15 protein-coding genes are annotated in these 17577 nt (G+C 72.6%); 4 read left to right on the top strand and 11 right to left on the bottom strand.

Annotated elements, in window-relative coordinates; translation table 11 throughout:
• The 8 genes from ABZ570_RS17600 to ABZ570_RS17565 form a co-directional block, all read right to left on the bottom strand.
• The coding region (locus ABZ570_RS17600) for a hypothetical protein (protein ID WP_358064045.1) at positions 1-504 on the bottom strand (504 nt) is incomplete at its 3' end.
• A gap of 124 nt (positions 505-628) precedes the next feature.
• Entirely contained in the window at positions 629-2581 is a 1953-nt protein-coding gene (locus ABZ570_RS17595) for a VWA domain-containing protein (RefSeq protein ID WP_358064039.1), read from the bottom strand.
• Positions 2582-2583: 2 nt separating this feature from the next.
• On the bottom strand, positions 2584-4098 hold the full coding sequence (locus ABZ570_RS17590) for a sigma 54-interacting transcriptional regulator (protein WP_358064036.1): 1515 nt from the start codon (positions 4096-4098) through the stop codon (positions 2584-2586).
• A 59-nt stretch (positions 4099-4157) separates the two neighbouring features.
• Complete coding sequence (locus ABZ570_RS17585) at positions 4158-5231, bottom strand: hypothetical protein (RefSeq protein ID WP_358064033.1); 1074 nt, start codon at positions 5229-5231, stop codon at positions 4158-4160.
• A 75-nt stretch (positions 5232-5306) separates the two neighbouring features.
• Positions 5307-5957 (bottom strand): response regulator transcription factor, encoded by a 651-nt coding sequence (locus tag ABZ570_RS17580; RefSeq protein WP_358064030.1) that lies wholly within the window; start codon positions 5955-5957, stop codon positions 5307-5309.
• Entirely contained in the window at positions 5954-7243 is a 1290-nt protein-coding gene (locus ABZ570_RS17575; protein WP_358064027.1) for a histidine kinase, read from the bottom strand. Before ABZ570_RS17575 ends, ABZ570_RS17580 begins: the two co-directional genes overlap by 4 nt.
• A 64-nt stretch (positions 7244-7307) precedes the next feature.
• Positions 7308-7805, bottom strand: a complete 498-nt coding sequence (locus ABZ570_RS17570; RefSeq protein ID WP_358064024.1) for a hemerythrin domain-containing protein — start codon at positions 7803-7805, stop codon at positions 7308-7310.
• Positions 7806-7812: 7 nt separating this feature from the next.
• Complete coding sequence (locus ABZ570_RS17565; protein ID WP_358064021.1) at positions 7813-8781, bottom strand: aldo/keto reductase; 969 nt, start codon at positions 8779-8781, stop codon at positions 7813-7815.
• A gap of 65 nt (positions 8782-8846) precedes the next feature.
• Here ABZ570_RS17565 and ABZ570_RS17560 point away from each other — a divergent pair, with 65 nt between their 5' ends.
• The 3 genes from ABZ570_RS17560 (at position 8847) to ABZ570_RS17550 (ending at position 12999) form a co-directional block, all read left to right on the top strand.
• On the top strand, positions 8847-9299 hold the full coding sequence (locus tag ABZ570_RS17560; RefSeq protein WP_358064018.1) for a GNAT family N-acetyltransferase: 453 nt from the start codon (positions 8847-8849) through the stop codon (positions 9297-9299).
• 122 nt (positions 9300-9421) lie between these two features.
• Complete coding sequence (gene mgrA, locus ABZ570_RS17555) at positions 9422-10411, top strand: L-glyceraldehyde 3-phosphate reductase (protein WP_358064015.1); 990 nt, start codon at positions 9422-9424, stop codon at positions 10409-10411.
• 257 nt (positions 10412-10668) lie between these two features.
• Positions 10669-12999, top strand: a complete 2331-nt coding sequence (locus tag ABZ570_RS17550) for a DUF4153 domain-containing protein (protein ID WP_358064013.1) — start codon at positions 10669-10671, stop codon at positions 12997-12999.
• A 48-nt stretch (positions 13000-13047) separates the two neighbouring features.
• Here ABZ570_RS17550 and ABZ570_RS17545 read toward each other — a convergent pair whose 3' ends face one another.
• The 3 genes from ABZ570_RS17545 to ABZ570_RS17535 all read right to left on the bottom strand — a co-directional run bounded on the left by ABZ570_RS17545 (position 13048) and on the right by ABZ570_RS17535 (position 16288).
• Positions 13048-13947, bottom strand: a complete 900-nt coding sequence (locus tag ABZ570_RS17545) for a carbohydrate ABC transporter permease (protein ID WP_358064010.1) — start codon at positions 13945-13947, stop codon at positions 13048-13050.
• Positions 13944-14930, bottom strand: a complete 987-nt coding sequence (locus ABZ570_RS17540; RefSeq protein WP_358064008.1) for a sugar ABC transporter permease — start codon at positions 14928-14930, stop codon at positions 13944-13946. The genes ABZ570_RS17545 and ABZ570_RS17540 overlap by 4 nt, the downstream gene beginning before the upstream one ends.
• 74 nt (positions 14931-15004) lie before the next feature.
• On the bottom strand, positions 15005-16288 hold the full coding sequence (locus ABZ570_RS17535) for an extracellular solute-binding protein (protein ID WP_358064005.1): 1284 nt from the start codon (positions 16286-16288) through the stop codon (positions 15005-15007).
• Positions 16289-16739: 451 nt separating this feature from the next.
• Here ABZ570_RS17535 and ABZ570_RS17530 point away from each other — a divergent pair, with 451 nt between their 5' ends.
• On the top strand, positions 16740-17243 hold the full coding sequence (locus ABZ570_RS17530) for a hypothetical protein (protein WP_358064001.1): 504 nt from the start codon (positions 16740-16742) through the stop codon (positions 17241-17243).
• Positions 17244-17577: the final 334 nt, after the last annotated feature.

Raw genomic sequence — 17577 nt, 5'->3', positions numbered from 1 at the left:
TGCGATCCGGGTGATGAGCGAGTCCGCGCGGAACCGGGACCAGACAAGGTCGAAGGCGCGGAGTTGGGACAGGTGCATGGGGAGGTGGACGCGGGTGTGCAGGTCGAGGGCGCGGCCCCACGGCAGGGAATCGGCCACGTCCAGGTCGAAGCCCTCCCGCAGTACGGTGTCGACCGGGGTCTCCGCCGCCGGGCCGAGCCGGTCGGCGAGGGTGCACAGCTTCTGGCTGGTGGCCCGCAGCAGCGCGGCCAGCCCGTCCAGCCCACCGCACTCGGAGACCAGCGCGTCGAGCTGCGGCCGGTGGATGGTCTCCAGGTCGTAGTACGCGAACGGCGAACCGGCCAGCACCGCCTCCGTCGCCTCGCTCATCAACTCGTCGTTGGCCGCGAGGTGCGCGACGATCTGCTCGGCGCTCAGCTCACCGGGCTCCGGCGGCCCGAACCCGCCCGCGTCCACCTCCGCGAGCACCGCCTCGTACGCCCGCCGCAACTCCCCCGCGTCCACCTCGTCCACCCCCGCATCCAACCCCGCTCACCCGCGTCGATCATGGAGTTCTGGCGCGCGATTCACCCGGATGGGCGGCTTTTGTCCACCACCACTCCATGATCGGCGGGAGGTGGGCGGGCGGTCAGCGGCGGCGGTGGCGGGAGCGGAGGTAGTCGGACACGACGTACTCGCCCAGGTCCTCCAGGTCGGGGGTGAACATCCGGCCTCTGGAGCGGCGGGCCACGGCGTCGACGAAGCGGCGCAGGCCCGGGTCGTCGCCGAGCATGAACAGGTTCAACGTCGCGCCGTACCGGGTCAGCCGGTCCACCTCGCGGACGGTCGCCTCGATCGTCTCCGGCAGCGGCGGCCAGTGGAAGTACGCCTCGCCGTCCTCCGGGTCGAGGTGCGCGGTCGGCTCGCCGTCGGTGACCACCAGCACCACCGGCTCGGCGCCCGGATGCCGGCGCAGGTGCCGGCCGGCCAGCCGCAGCGCGTGCTGGAGGTTGGTGCCCTGCTGCAGGTCCGGCTCCACCGCGGCCAGCTCCTGCTGGGTCAGCGGCATCGCCGTCCGGCCGAACCCGACGATCTGCAACGCGTCCTGCGGAAACCGGGTCGCCATCAAATGCGACAGCGCCAGCGCCGTCTGCTTCATCGGGCCCCAGCGTCCCTGCGAGATCATCGAGTACGACAGGTCGACGCAGAGGGCGACCGCCGCCGACGCCCGCTTCTCGGTCTCCACCACCTCGAAGTCCTCGACGGCGAGCTGCACCGGCACGCTCGGGCCGGCCCGGCGCACCGCGCGGGTCAGCGTGCGCACCACGTCCAGGGGCTGCTCGTCGCCGTACTCCCACGGCCGGGAGGCACCGCTGACCTCGCCGGCCGCGCCCGCCGACCGCAGGTCGTGCTGGCCGCGCGGGCCAGCGGTCAGGTCGGCGAAGACCCGCCGCAGGGCGGTGCCGGCGAGCCGGCGCAGCGCCTTCGGGCTCAGCGTCAGCCCCTCGGCGTCCCGGGTCACCCAGCCCTGCCGGCGCAGCTCCCGCTCCAGCTCCCGCAGCCGGCGTACGTCGTCGGCGGCGTCCCGGCCCAGCGTGCGGGCCACCGCGTCGACGTCCACGTCGTCCAGGGTGGCGCCCGGCTGGTCCTGGTCGAGCTGGTCGAGCAGCTCGTCCAGCTCGGCGATCTCGCCGAGCGCCCCGGCCGCCTCGCCGTAGCCCAGCGGCCGGTCGCCGCGGACCCGCTCGCCGCGCTGCCAGTTCAGGTCCGGGCGCAGGGCCCGCAGGTGGGCATCCAACTGCGACAGCTCCCCGGCCAACCGCTCGCCGAGCGACTGGCGCATCAGCCCGGCCAGCTCCTCGCGCTGCCGCTCCGACAGCGACCGCATCAGCCGCTCTCCGGCCGCGGCCCGCCGGGCCAGCACGTCGATCAACTCGTCGACGTCCTTCGGCCGTTCCGGGAAGAACTGGCCGTGCCGGCGCATGAACTCGGCGAACGCGTCGGCGGTGTCCTCCGACCGGGCATGCCGGGCGAGCAGGTCGTTGAGGTCGCGCATCAGCTCGGCGAGCTGCTCCTGGGCGGCCGGTTCGGCGACGGCCCGCGCCGCGTCCCGCAGCCCGGCGAAACGCTGCTCCAGCACCTCGCCGCGCAGCCCGTCCAGGATCCGCTGGTACGTGGCCCGAGCCTCGTCGCTGGCCCAGTCGTACCCGGACAGCGCCGCCACGGCGCTGGCGGTGGAGCGGGGCAGGTTGTCCAGCACCGTCTCGGCGAAGCGCGCGTCGTCGCCGTCCCGCCCGCGCAACTCCTCCCGCTCAGCGGCCAGGGCCTGGTCGAGCAGCGCCCGCGCCCGGGTCACCGCGCCGTCCAGGTCGCCCCGGCGCAGCGCCTCCCGCCGCAGCCGCCGGGCCCGGGCGGCCAGCTCGTCCAGGCCGCCACGCCCCTGCGGGCCGCGCCGCAGCAGGTCGCGCAGCGCCTCCCGCAGGCTGCCGCCCGCGAGGACCTCCGCGCCGACCGCGTCCACCGCGGCCCGCACGTCGTACGGCGGGGCGAGCGGGTCGGGTCCGCCGCGCCACTGCCCGTACCGGAACCGGTTGCCGGCCACGGTCAGTCCCGGCCGCCGTAGACGGTCCGCCCGGAGTCGGTGACGTCCTTGCCCAGCCGGCGGGTCAGGTGCAGCCCCTCCAGCACGAACTCGATGCCGGCGGCGGCCTCCTCCGGGCTGGGCGCGTCACCCAGGCCGAGCCGGTCGAGCACCTTCGCCAGCCCGGGCACGGTGCCGACCTGGCGCAGCAGCTCGGCGGAGGAGACCAGCTCGCCGGTCTCGATCACCCCACCCTCGGCGACCAGCGCGGTGAACCCGGACAGGTCCAGCCCGGCCAGCCGGGCCCGGAACGTCTCCGCGGTGGCGGTCCGCAGCAGGTGGGCCAGGACCTCGATCTCCCGCCCCTCCTCGCCGCTCTCGAACTCCACCTTCCCGCGCAGCGTCGAGGTCACCGAGACGGCATCGCCGACCCGCGCCACCGCCGCCTCCCGCGAAAGGAAGGGCCCCCGGTTAACGCCTTCCGTTGTAGCGGGGCCCCCTGTTAACACCTCACCCACGGCGGACCCGGCGGCGAGCAGGCCGGCGCGGCGCAACGCGGCGGCCGCGACGGTCTCCGCGGCGGCGATGGCGAACCGGGCGGAGACGCCGGAACGCGGGTCCACCGAGGGCGACTCCCGGACGGCGCGGGCGAATCGCGCGAGGACCTCCAGCACGTGCTCCGGCACGGCCGCGACCAGTTCGGCCTCCTGCCGGATCAGCGCCAGCTCCAGCTCCAGCTCCAGCGGGTAGTGGGTACGGATCTCCGCGCCGAAACGGTCCTTCAGCGGGGTGATGATCCGACCCCGGTTGGTGTAGTCCTCCGGGTTGGCGCTGGCCACCAGGAGCAGGTCCAGTGGCAGCCGCAGCTGGTAGCCGCGAACCTGGATGTCCCGCTCCTCCAGTACGTTGAGCAGCGCCACCTGGATCCGCTCGGCCAGGTCGGGCAGCTCGTTGACGGCGAAGATGCCCCGGTTGGTACGCGGCACCAGCCCGAAGTGGATGGTCTCCGGGTCGCCGAGGGTACGCCCCTGAGCGAGCCGGATCGGATCGACGTCACCGATCAGGTCACCCACGCTGGTGTCCGGGGTGGCCAGCTTCTCGCCGTACCGCATCGAGCGGTGCAGCCAGCCGATCGGCAGGTCGTCGCCGCGCTCCTCGACGAGGGCGCGGGAGGCGGGGGTGAGCGGGTGCAGCGGGTGCTCGTTGAGCACCGAGCCGGGGATGACCGGGGTCCACTCGTCCAGCAGCGCGCCGAGCGAGCGGATCAGCCGGGTCTTGCCCTGGCCCCGCTCGCCGAGCAGCACCATGTCGTGGCCGGCGAGCAGGGCCCGCTCGACCTCGGGCAGCACCGTGTCCGCGTACCCGACGATGCCGGGGAAGCGGTCCTCGCCCGAGCGCATCCGGGCCAGGAGGTTGCCGCGGATCTCCTGCTTGACCGTGCGGTAGCGGTGGCCGGACGCCCGCAGTGCGCCGAGCGTGCCGGGCAGGTCGGCGGGCGGGACCGGGGAAACCTCGTTGGGCGCAGTCACCCGACACACGCTAGCTCGGTCGGGTGACAAATCACCCGTCTTCGCAACCGCCGGGAATCCGACGCCGGTCAACGGCGGGGAACCGGGCCGGGCCAGGGCCGCCGGCAGCGGGCGCAGGCCCCGCGCCGGCGCAGGTGATACGCGAGGGTCGCCGCCCCCAGCGCCGGCCCCCACAGCGGCCAGAACAGCATCGGAAGCGTGGCCGAGCTGAGCCCACCCTCCACGTGCCAGAACTCGGACGTGGCCAGTTCACCGAGGCTGCCGGCGGTCACCGCGACCGCCACCAGGGTGGCCGGGACGACGGCGAGCATCGGCGGCACCCGACGACCGGCCAGGCCCGGCAGCCAGCGGGGGAACACCTTGCCCCAGCGCTGGACCAGCCCGAGGGTGAGCACCGAGCCGAGCAGGGCGAAGGCGCCGAGCCCCACACCGGCCCAGACCAGGCCGGTCCGGTGCAGCTCCTCGAAGAGGTCCCGCGAGATGCCGAGCGGGAAGCCCAGCGCCCAGGCGAAGCGGGTCGCCGCGTAGACGAGGGGAACGGCGGCAGCCGTCCACGCCGCCCAGCGGCCCCACCGGGCGGCGGCCGCCGGGGTGGTCCAGCCGGCCTCGTCGCCGTCCCGGCCGCACGCCTCGCAGGCCCCCGCGGTACGCCGCTGCCAGGCGAGCACGGCGGCCGCGAGCAGGAGCCCTGCGGCCAGGGCGGCGAACTTCGCGGCCAGCGTCCAGTCGAAGATCTGGGCGTAGTCGACCGGCGGCCAGCCGAACGGCAAACCGATGACCATCATGGGCAGGTAACCGAGGATCACCAGCACCCGCACGTCCGGCACGACCACGGCCAGCGCGACCGCCACCGCCCACCCGTAGCCGAGCAGCAGGACCCGAAGCGGCCGGGCCGGGCGGGCGTGGCCGGCCATGGCGAGCGCGGCGACGGCGGCGCCGAGCAGCACCGCGGCGAAGACCGGTGGCCCGTACCGGACGGGCAGCAACCGCAGCAGACTCGCGTCGCCGTACGCGTCGTTCGCGCCGAGCGGGTAACCGGCACCGGTGAGCGTGCCGACCAGGGCGAGTACGCCCCAGAACCCAAGCCAACCGGCGGCCAGCGGGGCGGCCCGGTCCGGTCGGCGCATCGATGTCGTCGTCATGACTCCACCCTCGGCCGGCCAAGCCTCGGTACCCTCCCGTGCCATGGGGAAACCGTTCCCCTGATCGGGGGAACCTCAACCGCTCGGCACCACGAAGCCGGACTCGTACGCGGCGATCACCGCCTGGGTCCGGTCCCGTACGCCCAGCTTGGCCAGCACGTTCCCGACGTGCGTCTTCACCGTCTCCACCCCGACCACCAGCCGCCCGGCGATCTCGGTGTTGGACAGGCCGGTGGCCATCAGCCGCAGCACCTCGGCCTCCCGCTCGGTGAGCCGCGCCGAGCGCAGTCCGTCCCCGCCCTGCCCCCCGTACGCCCCGACGAGCTGCCGGATCGCCGCCGGGAAGAGCAGTGACTCCCCCGCCGCCACCACCCGGATCGCCTCCACCACCTCGCTCGGGCGGGCCCGCTTCAGCAGGAAGCCGCTCGCCCCGGCGCGCAGCGCGTCGTAGACGTACTCGTCGTTGGCGAACGTGGTGATCACCAGGACCCGGGGCGGGTCGGCGGAGGCGGCGAGCAGCCGCCGGGTGGCCTGGATGCCGTCGATGGCGGGCATCCGGACGTCCATCAGCACCACCCGGGGGCGCAGCTTCGCCACCAGCGGCGGCACCTCCGCCCCGTCCGCCGCCTCGCCGACCACCCGCAGATCCGGCTGGGCGTCGATGATCGCTCGCAGGCCCAAGCGGATCAGCTCGTCGTCGTCGACGATCACCACGTCGATGCTCACCCGGTCTCTCCCCTCGGCACCGGCAGGGACGCCCGCACCCGCCACCGCTCACCCTCCGGGCCGGCGGTGAGCCGCCCGCCGAGCAGCAGCACCCGCTCCCGCATGCCGTCCAGCCCGCGCCCGCCGGGCCCCGGCCCGGTCGCGCCGCGCAGGCCGTTGACCAGCTCGATCTCCAACCCTCGGCAGCTCTCGCGCGTCGCGCCGGGACCTGGCACCGCTGCCTGGGCAGGTACGTCCACCCGCACCGTCACCGGGCCGCGGCCGTGCCGGGCCGCGTTGGTCAGCCCCTCCTGCACGATCCGGTAGCCCTCCCGGGACACCGCCGCCGGCAACTCCCCGACCGCCCCGCTGACCCGCAACTCCACCACCAGGCCCGCGGCCCGGGTGTCGGCCACCAACCGGTCCAGCCGGGCCAGCGTCGGCTGCGGGGCGGTGGGGGCGGGCCGGCGGTCGTCCTCGGACTCCCGTAGCAGCCCGAGCACGTGGTCCAGGTCGTCCATCGCGTGCCGGCTGGTCTCCTCGATCGCGCGCAGCGCCCGCCGGGCGAACTCCGGGTCGACGTCGAGCAGTTCGCGGGCGGCACCGGCCTGGAGGGTGGCCACGGTCAGCGCGTGCCCGACCGAGTCGTGCAGCTCGCGGGCCAGCCGGTTCCGCTCGGCCAGCCGGGCGGCCCGGGCCTCCAGCGCGGCGATCCGCTCCCCGTGCGAGGGGCCGAGCAGCACCGGCGCCATCGACGCGGCGAGCGCGCCCAGCCCGGCCACCGCGTAGCCGAGCCCGACCAGCAGCACCGCCCCGGTCAACGTCGCCCCGAGCGGGTCCGCGATCAGCGGCCCGAAGCCGTCCTCCGGGACCGAGCCCGGGTCGATGCCGATCGGTCCGGCCAGGAAGACGAGCGCCATCGGCAGGGCGCTGATCGCCGCGAACAGCACCAGACCGCCGCTGAGCAGGTGCAGGGCGATCCAGAGCGCGGCGCGCAGCCGGGTCTCCCGGTCGATCCGGTGACCCGCCGCCGGCTCGGGCAGCTCGACCGCGAGCAGCGCCCGCGCGGCGGCGATCTCCAGGGCCCGGCTGCCGGTCAGGAACACCGGCACGGCCGCGAGCACCACGGCCACCAGCAGCAGCCCGAAGACCACCGCCCGGGGTACGTCGTCGATGGCCAGCATCTGGGCGAAGGCCCCCGCGAGCAGCGCGTACGGCAGCGCCAGCACCCCGCCGAGCAGCAGGAACACGGCACGTCGCCAGGTGCTCCCGCGCACCAGCGGTCCCAGCACCCTGCGGGTCCTCACCCGGCCATTCTTCCGCCCGGCTCGACCCCACCACCTCCCCCACGTCGGGGAGATCGGCCACAGCTCAGCGGTGTTCCTGCACGTACTTCTCCGGGTCCTTGTCGAGGAAGGGCAGGTTACGACCGTTCTTGTGCTCGCCGTAGAACTTCAGCCAACGCGCCCCCAGCTGCGCGCGCAGCTCGACGTCGGCGTGCCGGCGGAAGTCCGGCAGCGCCTCGTCCTCCTCCTCGGCCAGGTGCTCGCTGTTCTCCCGGCGGGCCGTCCACACCGCCGCCCACCACTCGTCCGAACCGACCGGATGGAGCTTCGACTCGGCGATCGCGTCGCGGATCTTGTTGTGGTCGCCGATGGCGTCCTCGCTCTCCTCCTCGCCGTCGTCGCCGCGCTTCACCAGGTGCGGGTAGAGGATCGCCTCCTCCGCCTCGGCGTGGATGTCCAGGTGCAGGGCGAGCGCCTCCCAGATGGCCAGCATCTCGGTTGGGTCGCGGGCGTCGTCGAGCCGGGCGAAACCCCGCCGGAAGGCGGCGTGGTCGTCGAGGATCAGCGCGGTGATGTCGTCCATGACAGGGTCACCTCCGGGTCCGGGCGCGGATCAGCTTGGGTACGGCGGCCAGCCCGGTGACCGGCCGGAACTGGCGGGCGGCCGTGGCCAGCGCCGCGTACTCGTCTTCGGCCAGGTCGATCTCGGCGGCGGCGGCGTTGCGCTCGATCTGCTCCACCCCGGACGCGCCGGGGATGGCCACCACGTTCGGGGGCCGCAGCAGGTACGCCAGGGCGATCTGACTGGGAGTCGCGTGGTGCGCCTCGGCCACCTCACGCAGGGTGGCGATCAGCGCCGCGCCGCGTTCCAGGTTCTCCGGGAGGAAGTACGGGTTGGCCCGGCGCACCGCCCCGCGCGGCGGGTGCCTGGCGTCGTACCGGCCGGAGAGGAAGCCCTGCGCGAGCGGGCTGTACGCGATCACGATCCGCCCCGCCTGCTCCGCGTACGGGATCAGGTCCTCCTCTGGGCCGCGGTCGATCATGCTGTAGCGGACCTGGTTGCTCAGCACCCGGTGGCCCAGCGCCGCCTCGGCCGCCTGCCAGCGGCGCAGGCTGTAGTTGCTGACCCCGACCTCGCCGACCAGCCCGACGTCCTGCAGGGCGCGCATGCCGCGCATGGTGGTGGCGTCGGCGACCACCGGGTTGGGCTGGTGCACCTGGTAGAGGTCGATGCTGGTGACGCCGAGCCGGGCGGCGGAGGCGACCGCCCGCTGCTGCACCACCGCGGCGACCGGCAGCACCGGGAAGATCTTGCTGGCCACCACGACCTTGGCCCGGTCCTCGCCCAGGGCCGCGCCGAGGATCCGCTCGCTGCGGCCGAAGCCGTACAGCTCGGCGGTGTCGAAGAGGGTGACGCCCAGCTCGATCGCCCGCCGCACGATGTCCGTCGCCCGGCGCTCGTAGTCGGGGCCGTAACCCCACTCCTTCGACCCGAACTGCCACGTGCCGAGGCCGATCTTGGAGATCGGCTTGGGAGTGTCGAGCTGGACGAAACGCATGGCACCGAAGCTACCGGGACAAGCGGGGTTGCACGCCCGTTCCGGCGTCCCGGCACAATGGCCGGGTGGATCTCCTCATCCGCCCCGCCCGGCCGGCCGAGGCGGGCGACCTGACCGAGCTGGCCCTGCGTTCCAAGGGGCACTGGGGCTACGACGCCGAGTTCCTGGCCCGCTGCCGCACCGAGCTGACGCTGACCCCGGCGGACATGGCCACCCGGCAGGTGACGGTGGCCGAGCGGGAGGGTCAGGTCGTCGGCCTGCTGGTGCTCGCCGGCGCCCCGCCCGAGCTGGACCTGGACATGCTCTTCGTGGACCCGCCGGCGATCGGCAGCGGGGTCGGCCGGGTGTTGTTCGAGCACGCCGTGGCGGCGGCCCGCGCCGCCGGCGCCCGTACCCTGTGGATCGACGCGGACCCGGGGGCGGAACCTTTCTACCGCCACGTCGGCGCCGTCCCCGCCGGCACCTCCGTCTCGCCCTCCACCGGCCGCACCCTCCCCCGCCTCCGCCACAACCTCTGACTCCACTTCCGTTGATCAAGAAGTTTGCGTCAGGAACACGGCCTCCGACGACGCAAACTCCTTGATCAACGTGGGCGGGTGGGGCGGCGACGGGCGACGGGGGTGCGGTTAGGGTCGGGGACGTGAGCTACCTCGCCAGCGAAGACCGCTACGACTCGATGACCTACCGGCGCAGCGGGCGGAGCGGGCTGCGCCTGCCCGCCATCTCGCTCGGGCTGTGGCACAACTTCGGGCCGGACCGGCCGTACGATCGGCAGCGGGACATCGTCCGGCGCGCCTTCGACCTCGGAATCACCCACTTCGACCTGGCCAACAACTACGGCCCGCCGCCCGGCGCGGCGGAGGAGAACTTCGGCCGGCTGCTCGCCACCGACCTGAAGCCGTACCGGGACGAGCTGATCATCTCCAGCAAGGCCGGCTACCTCATGTGGCCCGGCCCGTACGGCGAGTGGGGCTCCCGCAAGTATCTGATCTCGTCACTGGACCAGTCGCTGCGCCGGCTGGGCCTCGACTACGTCGACATCTTCTACTCGCACCGGTTCGACCCGGACACCCCGCTCGAGGAGACGATGGGCGCGCTGGACGCCATCGTCCGCTCCGGCAGGGCGCTCTACGTGGGCATCTCCAACTACGACTCCGAGCAGACCGCCCGGGCCGCGGCGATCCTGCGCGACCTCGGTACGCCGCTGCTGATCAACCAGCCGGCGTACTCGATGTTGAACCGCTGGACCGAGGCGGACGGGCTGCTGGACACACTGGAGGAGGTCGGGGCGGGCTGCATCGCGTACAGCCCGCTCGCCCAGGGCCTGCTCACCGACCGTTACCTGGGCGGGATCCCGGCCGACTCGCGGGTACGCACCAGCGTCTTCCTCAACGAGAGCGACCTCAGCGAGGAGCGGATGGCGACCATCCGGGGCCTCGGCGCGATCGCCGAGCGGCGCGGGCAGTCGCTGGCCCAGCTCGCGCTGGCCTGGGCGCTGCGCGACCCGCGGATGACCAGCCTGATCATCGGCGCGAGCAGCGTGGCGCAACTGGAGGGGAACGTGGCCGCGCTGGACAGCCTCGACTTCACCACCGAGGAACTGGCCGAGATCGACCGCCTCCTGCGCTGATCCGCAGGAGCCGGCCGGGCCGCTCAGTCGCCGTAGTGGTAGCGGCAGGCCACCATCTCCAGGTCGTCCTTGCTGGCACCTCCTCGACGCTATCTGTACTGAAAACTGCACATCCCACCCCTGTAACGGCTGGCGCGGGCGGGATCACCCAGCCGGCCCGGCTGCCCGGACCGAACGGGCCGCCGTGGCGGCGCGGGGCGGCGGCGAACCGGGGTCGGGCCTACAGTGTCGGCACCCGAGTGATCAAGGAGCGTGCCGTGTCCGAGCCGCCACCGGTGCCAGATTCCCCGAGAGCCGCCCCGGCGGCCGAACCGAGCGCGGGTGACGTCCCCGCCGACGTCACGCCGTACCTGCTCGTCATGCCCACGATGGACGGAGCGCCGCCCGGGATGGTCTGGCCGGGCCGGGAGGGCCAGCCCGCCTGGGCGATCCCGGTGACCGTGCCGCCGGGCACCCGCGGCTACGCGCTGTTCCTACCCCTGGTGTCGCCGGGCGAGGCCCCGCCGGTCGCCGGGCAGCCGGCGGCGGCGCCCGGGTCCGTGGTGCCCACGCCGGGCGTGCCCGCCCAGGCGGCCCCGCCGATTGTCGAGGCCGTGGGGAGTGCTCCGGCCCGGGCCGGCAGCGGGACCACCCCGATCTCGAACCCCACCAGCACTGCGCCGGCCTCGAACCCGACCGCCTCGGTCGAAGCCGCCCCGGCCGCACCCGCTGGCCCCGCGTCGATCGACGCGGGCGACGCGGACACTCCGCCCACCGACCGCGACCCGGCCGCAACGGCGACCGACGCAACGGCGACCGACGCGACGGCGGCCGGGGAGACGGTGACCGGCCGGCGCGCGACCGACGAAACGGGGGCCGACGAGAAGGCCGCCGACGAATCGGCGACCGACGGCACCCCGGCAACTCGCCCGACGCCGCCGCCGGCCGGCAGCAGCCCGTCCACCGCGCAGCAGGCGCCCGCCGCGCCGATGGTGGCCCCGCCCTCCGGCTATCCGCCCCCGCCCCCGGGCTATCCGCCGCCGTACGCCGTGACGCAGCCCGTGCTGCACCCCGGAGGCGGCTGGGCACCCCGCCCACCGGTGCCCCGCACGTCGTTCCTCGGCGCGCGCTGGCCCGGACCGAAGCCGGCCACCGGGCGGGCCGTCCCGCTCGCGGTGCTGGCCGGTGCACTCGGCAGCGCGTTCTTCGTACCGCTGAGCCGGGTCGGCATCGGCTGGTTCCTCGGCTGGCTCACCCTGACGCTCGGCGTGCTGCTGGCGGTCCGCCGGAGCACCGCCGACCTGCCCCGCACCGAACGCCTGATCCGCGGCGGCTGGGCGGCGGCCGCGCTGGCCCTGCTCGCCGTCCTCGCCTTCCGCAACGCCTGGTGGCTGGTGACGTTCTGCGTCCTCGGCGCGCTGGGCTGCGCGACCCTCGCCATCGTCGGCGGCAAGCTGGTTCGTTCGATCCTCTTCGGCCTGCTCGCGGCACCCTTCGCGGCCCTCCGCGGCCTGCCCTGGGTACGTCGGCACATCACCGCCTCCCCCAACGTCGGGATGGTCCGCAAGGTCGCCGGCTCGGTGGTCGCCACCGTGCTGGTGCTGGTGGTCTTCGGCAGCCTGCTCGCCTCGGCCGACGCGGCGTTCTCCGAACTCATCGGCGCGACCGTCCCGGAGACGGACGTCGGGGCGATGTTCCGCGGGATCTTCCTTGCCGCGGTCGGCGGGCTGATCGCCGTCGCGGCGGTCTACACCCTGGCCGCCCCGCCCGACCTGTCGACCGTCGACAAGCCGAGCACCCGCCGCCTCGGCCTGCTGGAGTGGGCCCCCGCCATCGGGGCGCTCACGCTGCTCTTCGCCGGCTTCGTCGTGGTGCAGTTCACCGTGCTCTTCGGCGGCCAGCGGCACGTCCAGAAGGTGGCCGGGCTGAGCTACTCCGAGTACGCCCGCAGCGGCTTCTGGCAGTTGCTCTTCGTCACCCTGCTGACCCTGGCCGTGCTGGCCGGGGTGAGCCGCTGGGCCAGCCGGGAACAGCCGATCGAACGTAGCGCGCTGCGGGTCCTGCTCGGCCTGCTCAGCGCGCTCAGCGTGGTGATCGTGGTGTCGGCGCTGTCTCGGATGTGGACGTACCAGAAGGTCTACAGCTTCACCGGCGAGCGGATCTTCGTGATGGCGTTCGAGTTGCTGCTCGGCGCGGTCTTCCTGATGATCCTGGCGGCCGGCGTGCGCTGGCGGGGCCGCTGGATCCCCGGCACGACCGTCGCCCTGGCCGTGGCGATGCTGCTCGGCCTGGCGGTGCTCAACCCCGAGGACTACGCCGCGAAGCGCAACATCCTCCGGTACGAGCAGACCGGCAAGATCGACGCCTGGTATCTGCGGGCGCTCTCCGCGGACGCCACTCCCGCCCTGGCGAAGCTGCCCGACCCGGTACGCCGCTGCACGCTGAGCTGGATCGCCGACGACCTGGACGAGTCCGACCCCTGGTACGCCTGGAACCTGGGCCGCTACCAGGCCCGGCAGGAGCTCGACCGGCTCGGCAAGGGCGCGATCGGCGGGCCGAAGGACTGCCGCAAGGCCGACCAGTTCGACCTGCCCAAGAGCCGCAGGTGACGCCGGGGGCCGGGTCGCTCCACGCGGCCCGGCCCCCGGGATGGATCGTCAGCCCTTGACCGCTCCGCCCACGATGCCGCGGACGAAGTACCGCTGCAGGCCGAAGAAGACCGCCAACGGCAGGGCCATCGACACGAACGCCGCCGCGCCGAGGAGGTACCAGCCGCCGCCGAGGGAGTTGACCAGGTTGGCGATCGCCGCCGGCATCGGCAGGTTGTCCGAGTTCGCGAGCCCGATGTAGATCAGCGCGACGAGCAGGTCGTTCCAGACGAACAGGAACTGGAAGATCGCCAGCGCGGCGAAGGCCGGCACGCTCATCGGCACCGCGAGCCGGAAGAAGGCCGTCACGTGGGAGGCCCCGTCCAGGTACGCCGACTCGAACACCGCGCGCGGCAGGGAGCCCATGAAGTTGCGCAGCAGGTAGACCGCGAACGGCAGGCCGTACCCGGTGTGCGCCAGCCAGACGGCCAGGAACTGGCCGGTCAGCCCCCACTCGGCGAACAGCTTCAGCACGGGGATGAGGGTCGTCTGGAGCGGGACGACCAGGAGCCCGACGACCACCACGAAGAGCACGTCACGGCCGGGGAACTGCATCCAACTGAAGGCGTACGCGGCGAACGCCGCGACGAACAGCGGGATGATGGTGGCCGGGACCGCGATGAACAGGCTGTTGACGAAGGCCTCGCCGATGCCGCTCTGCTGGAAGACGTCCCGGTAGTTGTCCATCGTGAAGTGGTACGGCGGGGCGAACGCCGTCCACCAGCCGGAGGTGGAGAGCTCCGACTGCGGGCGGAAGGAGCTGACCAGCAGCCCGACCGTCGGCACCGCCCAGACGACCATCAGGGCGACGACCACCAGGTGCAGCACGAGACGGCGGCGGGGACGGGCGGGCTTGCGGGTGGCTGCGGCCCGGGTGCCCGGGGCCTTGGGCGTTGCGATCGCGGTCATCGGATCGCCTCCTGGGCACGGAACTTGCGGATGTTGAAGGCCATGATCGGGACGATCGCCAGCAGGAGGACGACCGCCACGGCGCTGGCCCGACCGAAGTCCCCGACGGTGAACATCTGCTTGATCATGAGATTGGCGATGACCTCGGTGTCGTAGTTGCCGTTGGTCAACGTGTAGACGATGTCGAACGTCTTCAGCGACGTGATGATCATCGTGGTGGAGACGACCGCCAGGGTCGGGCCCAGCAGTGGCAGCGTCACCCGCCGGAAGACCTGCCACTCGTTGGCGCCGTCGACCCGCGCCGCCTCCAGCAGCTCGGGGTCGACCCCCTTCAACGCGGCCGAGATGATCACCATGGCGAACCCGGTCCACATCCACACCATCACCGCGATGAGCGCGAACGTGCTGAGCCGGAACCCGGGCGACTGGAGCCAGCCGACCGGCCCCAGCCCGACCGCGCCGATCAGGGCGTTGGCCGTACCGGTCTGCGCCGCCCCCGGTGGTTTGTAGTCGTACATGAACTTCCAGATCACCCCGGCGGCGACCATGCTGATCGCCAGCGGCAGGAAGATGATGCTCTTGGCCAGGGCCTCGTACCGGACCCGGTCGACCAGCACGGCGACCAGCAGACCCAGCCCGACCGTGAAGCCGGTGAAGAAGACCAGCCACAGGATGTTGTTGACCAGGGCGCCCAGGGCGTCGCCGTTGGTGAAGAACCAGCGGTAGTTGTCCAGGCCGACGAACTTCTGATCCAGCTCGTTCCTGCCGTACAGGCTTCGGGCGATCGTGCGGACCGTCGGGTAGACCAGGAAGAAGCCGAGGAACCCGAGCGCCGGCAGCAGCCACAGCCACGGCCGGATCCGCCGCTGCCACCGCTCGCCCGCCGGGCTGAGCAGTCGCTCGGTGAGCCAGATGTACGCGACCAGCACGGCCGGCACCCCCAGCACCACCTCGACCGCCGTGAGCAGGCGTGACTCCTCCACATGCACCTCCAGGTCGGACGGCTGGTTCGGAAAGGGAGGTGGGGGCGGCCGGGGCCACCCCCACCCGCGCCGGGTCAGGACGTGTACGCGTCCTTCTGCGCGTTGTCCAGGTCGGAGAGCACCTGGTCGATGGTCTTGCTGCCGTTGGTGAGCGCCACCATCGCCTTCCAGAACGCGTCGTTCATCGCGGTCGGCATGCTGTCCGACGCGTCGAAGACGAAGGTCTTGGCGTCGGCGAGGATCTGGGCGGACCGCTTGCTGACGTCGTCCGGGTAGCTCGCGGCGTTCTTGTTCGCCGAGAGGGCGCCACCGGCCTTCACCCAGATGTCCTGTGCCGGCGCGGTCACCAGGTACTTCATCAGCGACTTGGCCGCCGGGGTGTCGTGGAACATGCCGAAGAGGTCACCCGCGCCCTCGACCGCGCCGCTGAACTGCGGGTCGATGTCCGGGAACGGCATGAAGTTGTAGTCCGTGCCCGCGGTGTGCGACTTGAACTGGCTGAACCCGGTGATGAAGCTCGCCTGGTGCAGGAACTCGCAGCCGGGCGGGTTGGCGAACAGCGGGTCGCCGGCGTTGCCGAAGTTCGTGGCGACCGCCGTCTTGCCGCCGCCGTAGCTGTTGGCGACCACCTGGTCGGCGTACATCTGGAAGGCCTTCTTGATGGCCGGGTCGGACCACTTGACCTTGCCCTCGTACCACTTGATGTAGACCTCCGGGCCCGCGGTGCGCAGCACCAGGTCCTCGATCCAGTCGGTCGCCGGCCAACCGGACGCCGCCCCGGACTCCAGGCCCAGGCACCAGACGGACTTCGCCCGGCCCTGGTTCGCCTTCGCCTGGTTCATCAGGTCGTCCCACGTCTTCGGCGGGTTCGTGCCGTAGTCGTGGACCTTGGGGTTGTACCAGATCAGCCCCTTGATCGCGGCCTTGATGAAGACGCCGTGGATCTTGCCGTCGGTCTTGCCCAGTTCCACCAGGGCCGGCGCCGTGTCGCGCTGGTACGTCTGGACGTCCAGCACGTCGTCCAGCGGCAGCAGCTTGCCCGCCTTGGCGTACTCGGCCATCTGCCCGGGGCCGGGCAGCCCGGCGAGATCCGGCAGTACGCCGGACGCCACGCCGGTGGTCAGCACCGTGTTGATGTCCCGGGTGCCGGTGTACTTCACCTTGGCGCCCGTCTCCTTCTCCCAGGGCTCGACCATCTTCAGAAACGCGGCCTGCTCGTCCCCGCCCCAGGTGCCGATCACGTTGACCGTCTTGCCCTTGAGGTCGTTCTCGTCGGACGACGAGCCGCCGTCGGAGCAGGCGGTGGTCGCGAGCGCGAGCACGGCCAGCGGGACCATCCTCCGCAGCCACAGGTTCATGAACACTCCTTCTCAGTCACTCGGCACCTCGACTCCACCCAGCCCGCCGGGCATCCGACCCGCCTGCTGTCCGTGTCATCGCTGCAGCGGTCGCACCCGGTCGCCGGTCACCGTCCGCTGACCCCAACCGGTCAGCGTGTCGGCTTCTCCACAGGCGGCAGCCGGCGCGGGTGACTCGACGCCGCTTGCGGCGTCGAGCATCCGGAGCCGTGCTCGAGATTCGGTCGAGAGCCGCACGGGCCTGCCGGCACCCGTCGCCGAGCGAACGGACATGGCTTTCCAAATGCGCCGGAAAGCGGGCGTTTCCGCCCGCCTGAACAAGCCGGACAGCCGCCGCGACCCGGGAAACGACTCCGGCATCTATTCATAGCGATCGATACATGGTAGAACTTTCACGGGCCGGCCTCCGTTTCGCGAAACACCTGTCCCTACTGCGAAATCAGGAGATGCCATGTCAACGATCCGTCCTGCGGTGCGCCGCCGCATGCTCACCCTGCTCCTCGCGGGCGTCGCGGCGATCGGCACCGTGCTCGGCTTCAGCACCCCGGCCTTCGCGATCAGCCACTCCAGCGCCACGTCCCAGCTGAGCGCGGCCGGGATCACCTGGAGCTCCAGCGGCAACTGCAGCGACCGCTACAACTCGACCTGCACCTCGTTCGAGGGCATCCGCCAGGCCACGATCGACGGCATCATCACCTTCAAGCGGGCCAGCGGCTGCGCCATCAACATCACCGGCGGCACCGAGACCGGGCACGCCAGCGGCACCTACAGCCACTGGAACGGCTACAAGGTCGACATCACCAAGACGACCTGCGTCTACAACTACATCAGCCGGTCCTACACATACGTGGGCTACGTATCCGGCTGGGGTTACCAGTGGCGGGCTCCGTCGGGCAACCTCTACACCGACGAGGGCAACCACTGGGACATCCTGTACTACACCTGCGGCTGCTGACGCCGGACCAACCGGCCGCACGCCGGCACCATCGCCTGCGGACGCGCCACGGAGCTGATGGCGCGGATCCGGGCCGGCGAGCGGAACGCGACCAGCGCCCTGGTGGGGGTCTCATCCCTCACCAGGGCGTTCGCACGAGCCCACCGGGTGCTGCCGCCGGCGGCGGGTGGTCAGTGCGCAGGCATGAGGCCGAGGGCGGCCAGCAGCACCGGGACCCGGCCAGCAGGATCACGCCCACAGGTGCCGGAGAAAGAATCCTCGGGCGTTGGGCGACCGACAACAGTGCCACCGCCGCCCCGATCACCGGCCGGGTTGCGGCCGCGTCACGAGGTTC

The organism is Micromonospora sp. NPDC007271, from assembly GCF_040634005.1.
In the GTDB taxonomy this organism is placed as follows: domain Bacteria; phylum Actinomycetota; class Actinomycetes; order Mycobacteriales; family Micromonosporaceae; genus Micromonospora.
This window is presented reverse-complemented; position numbering and strand designations above follow the sequence as displayed.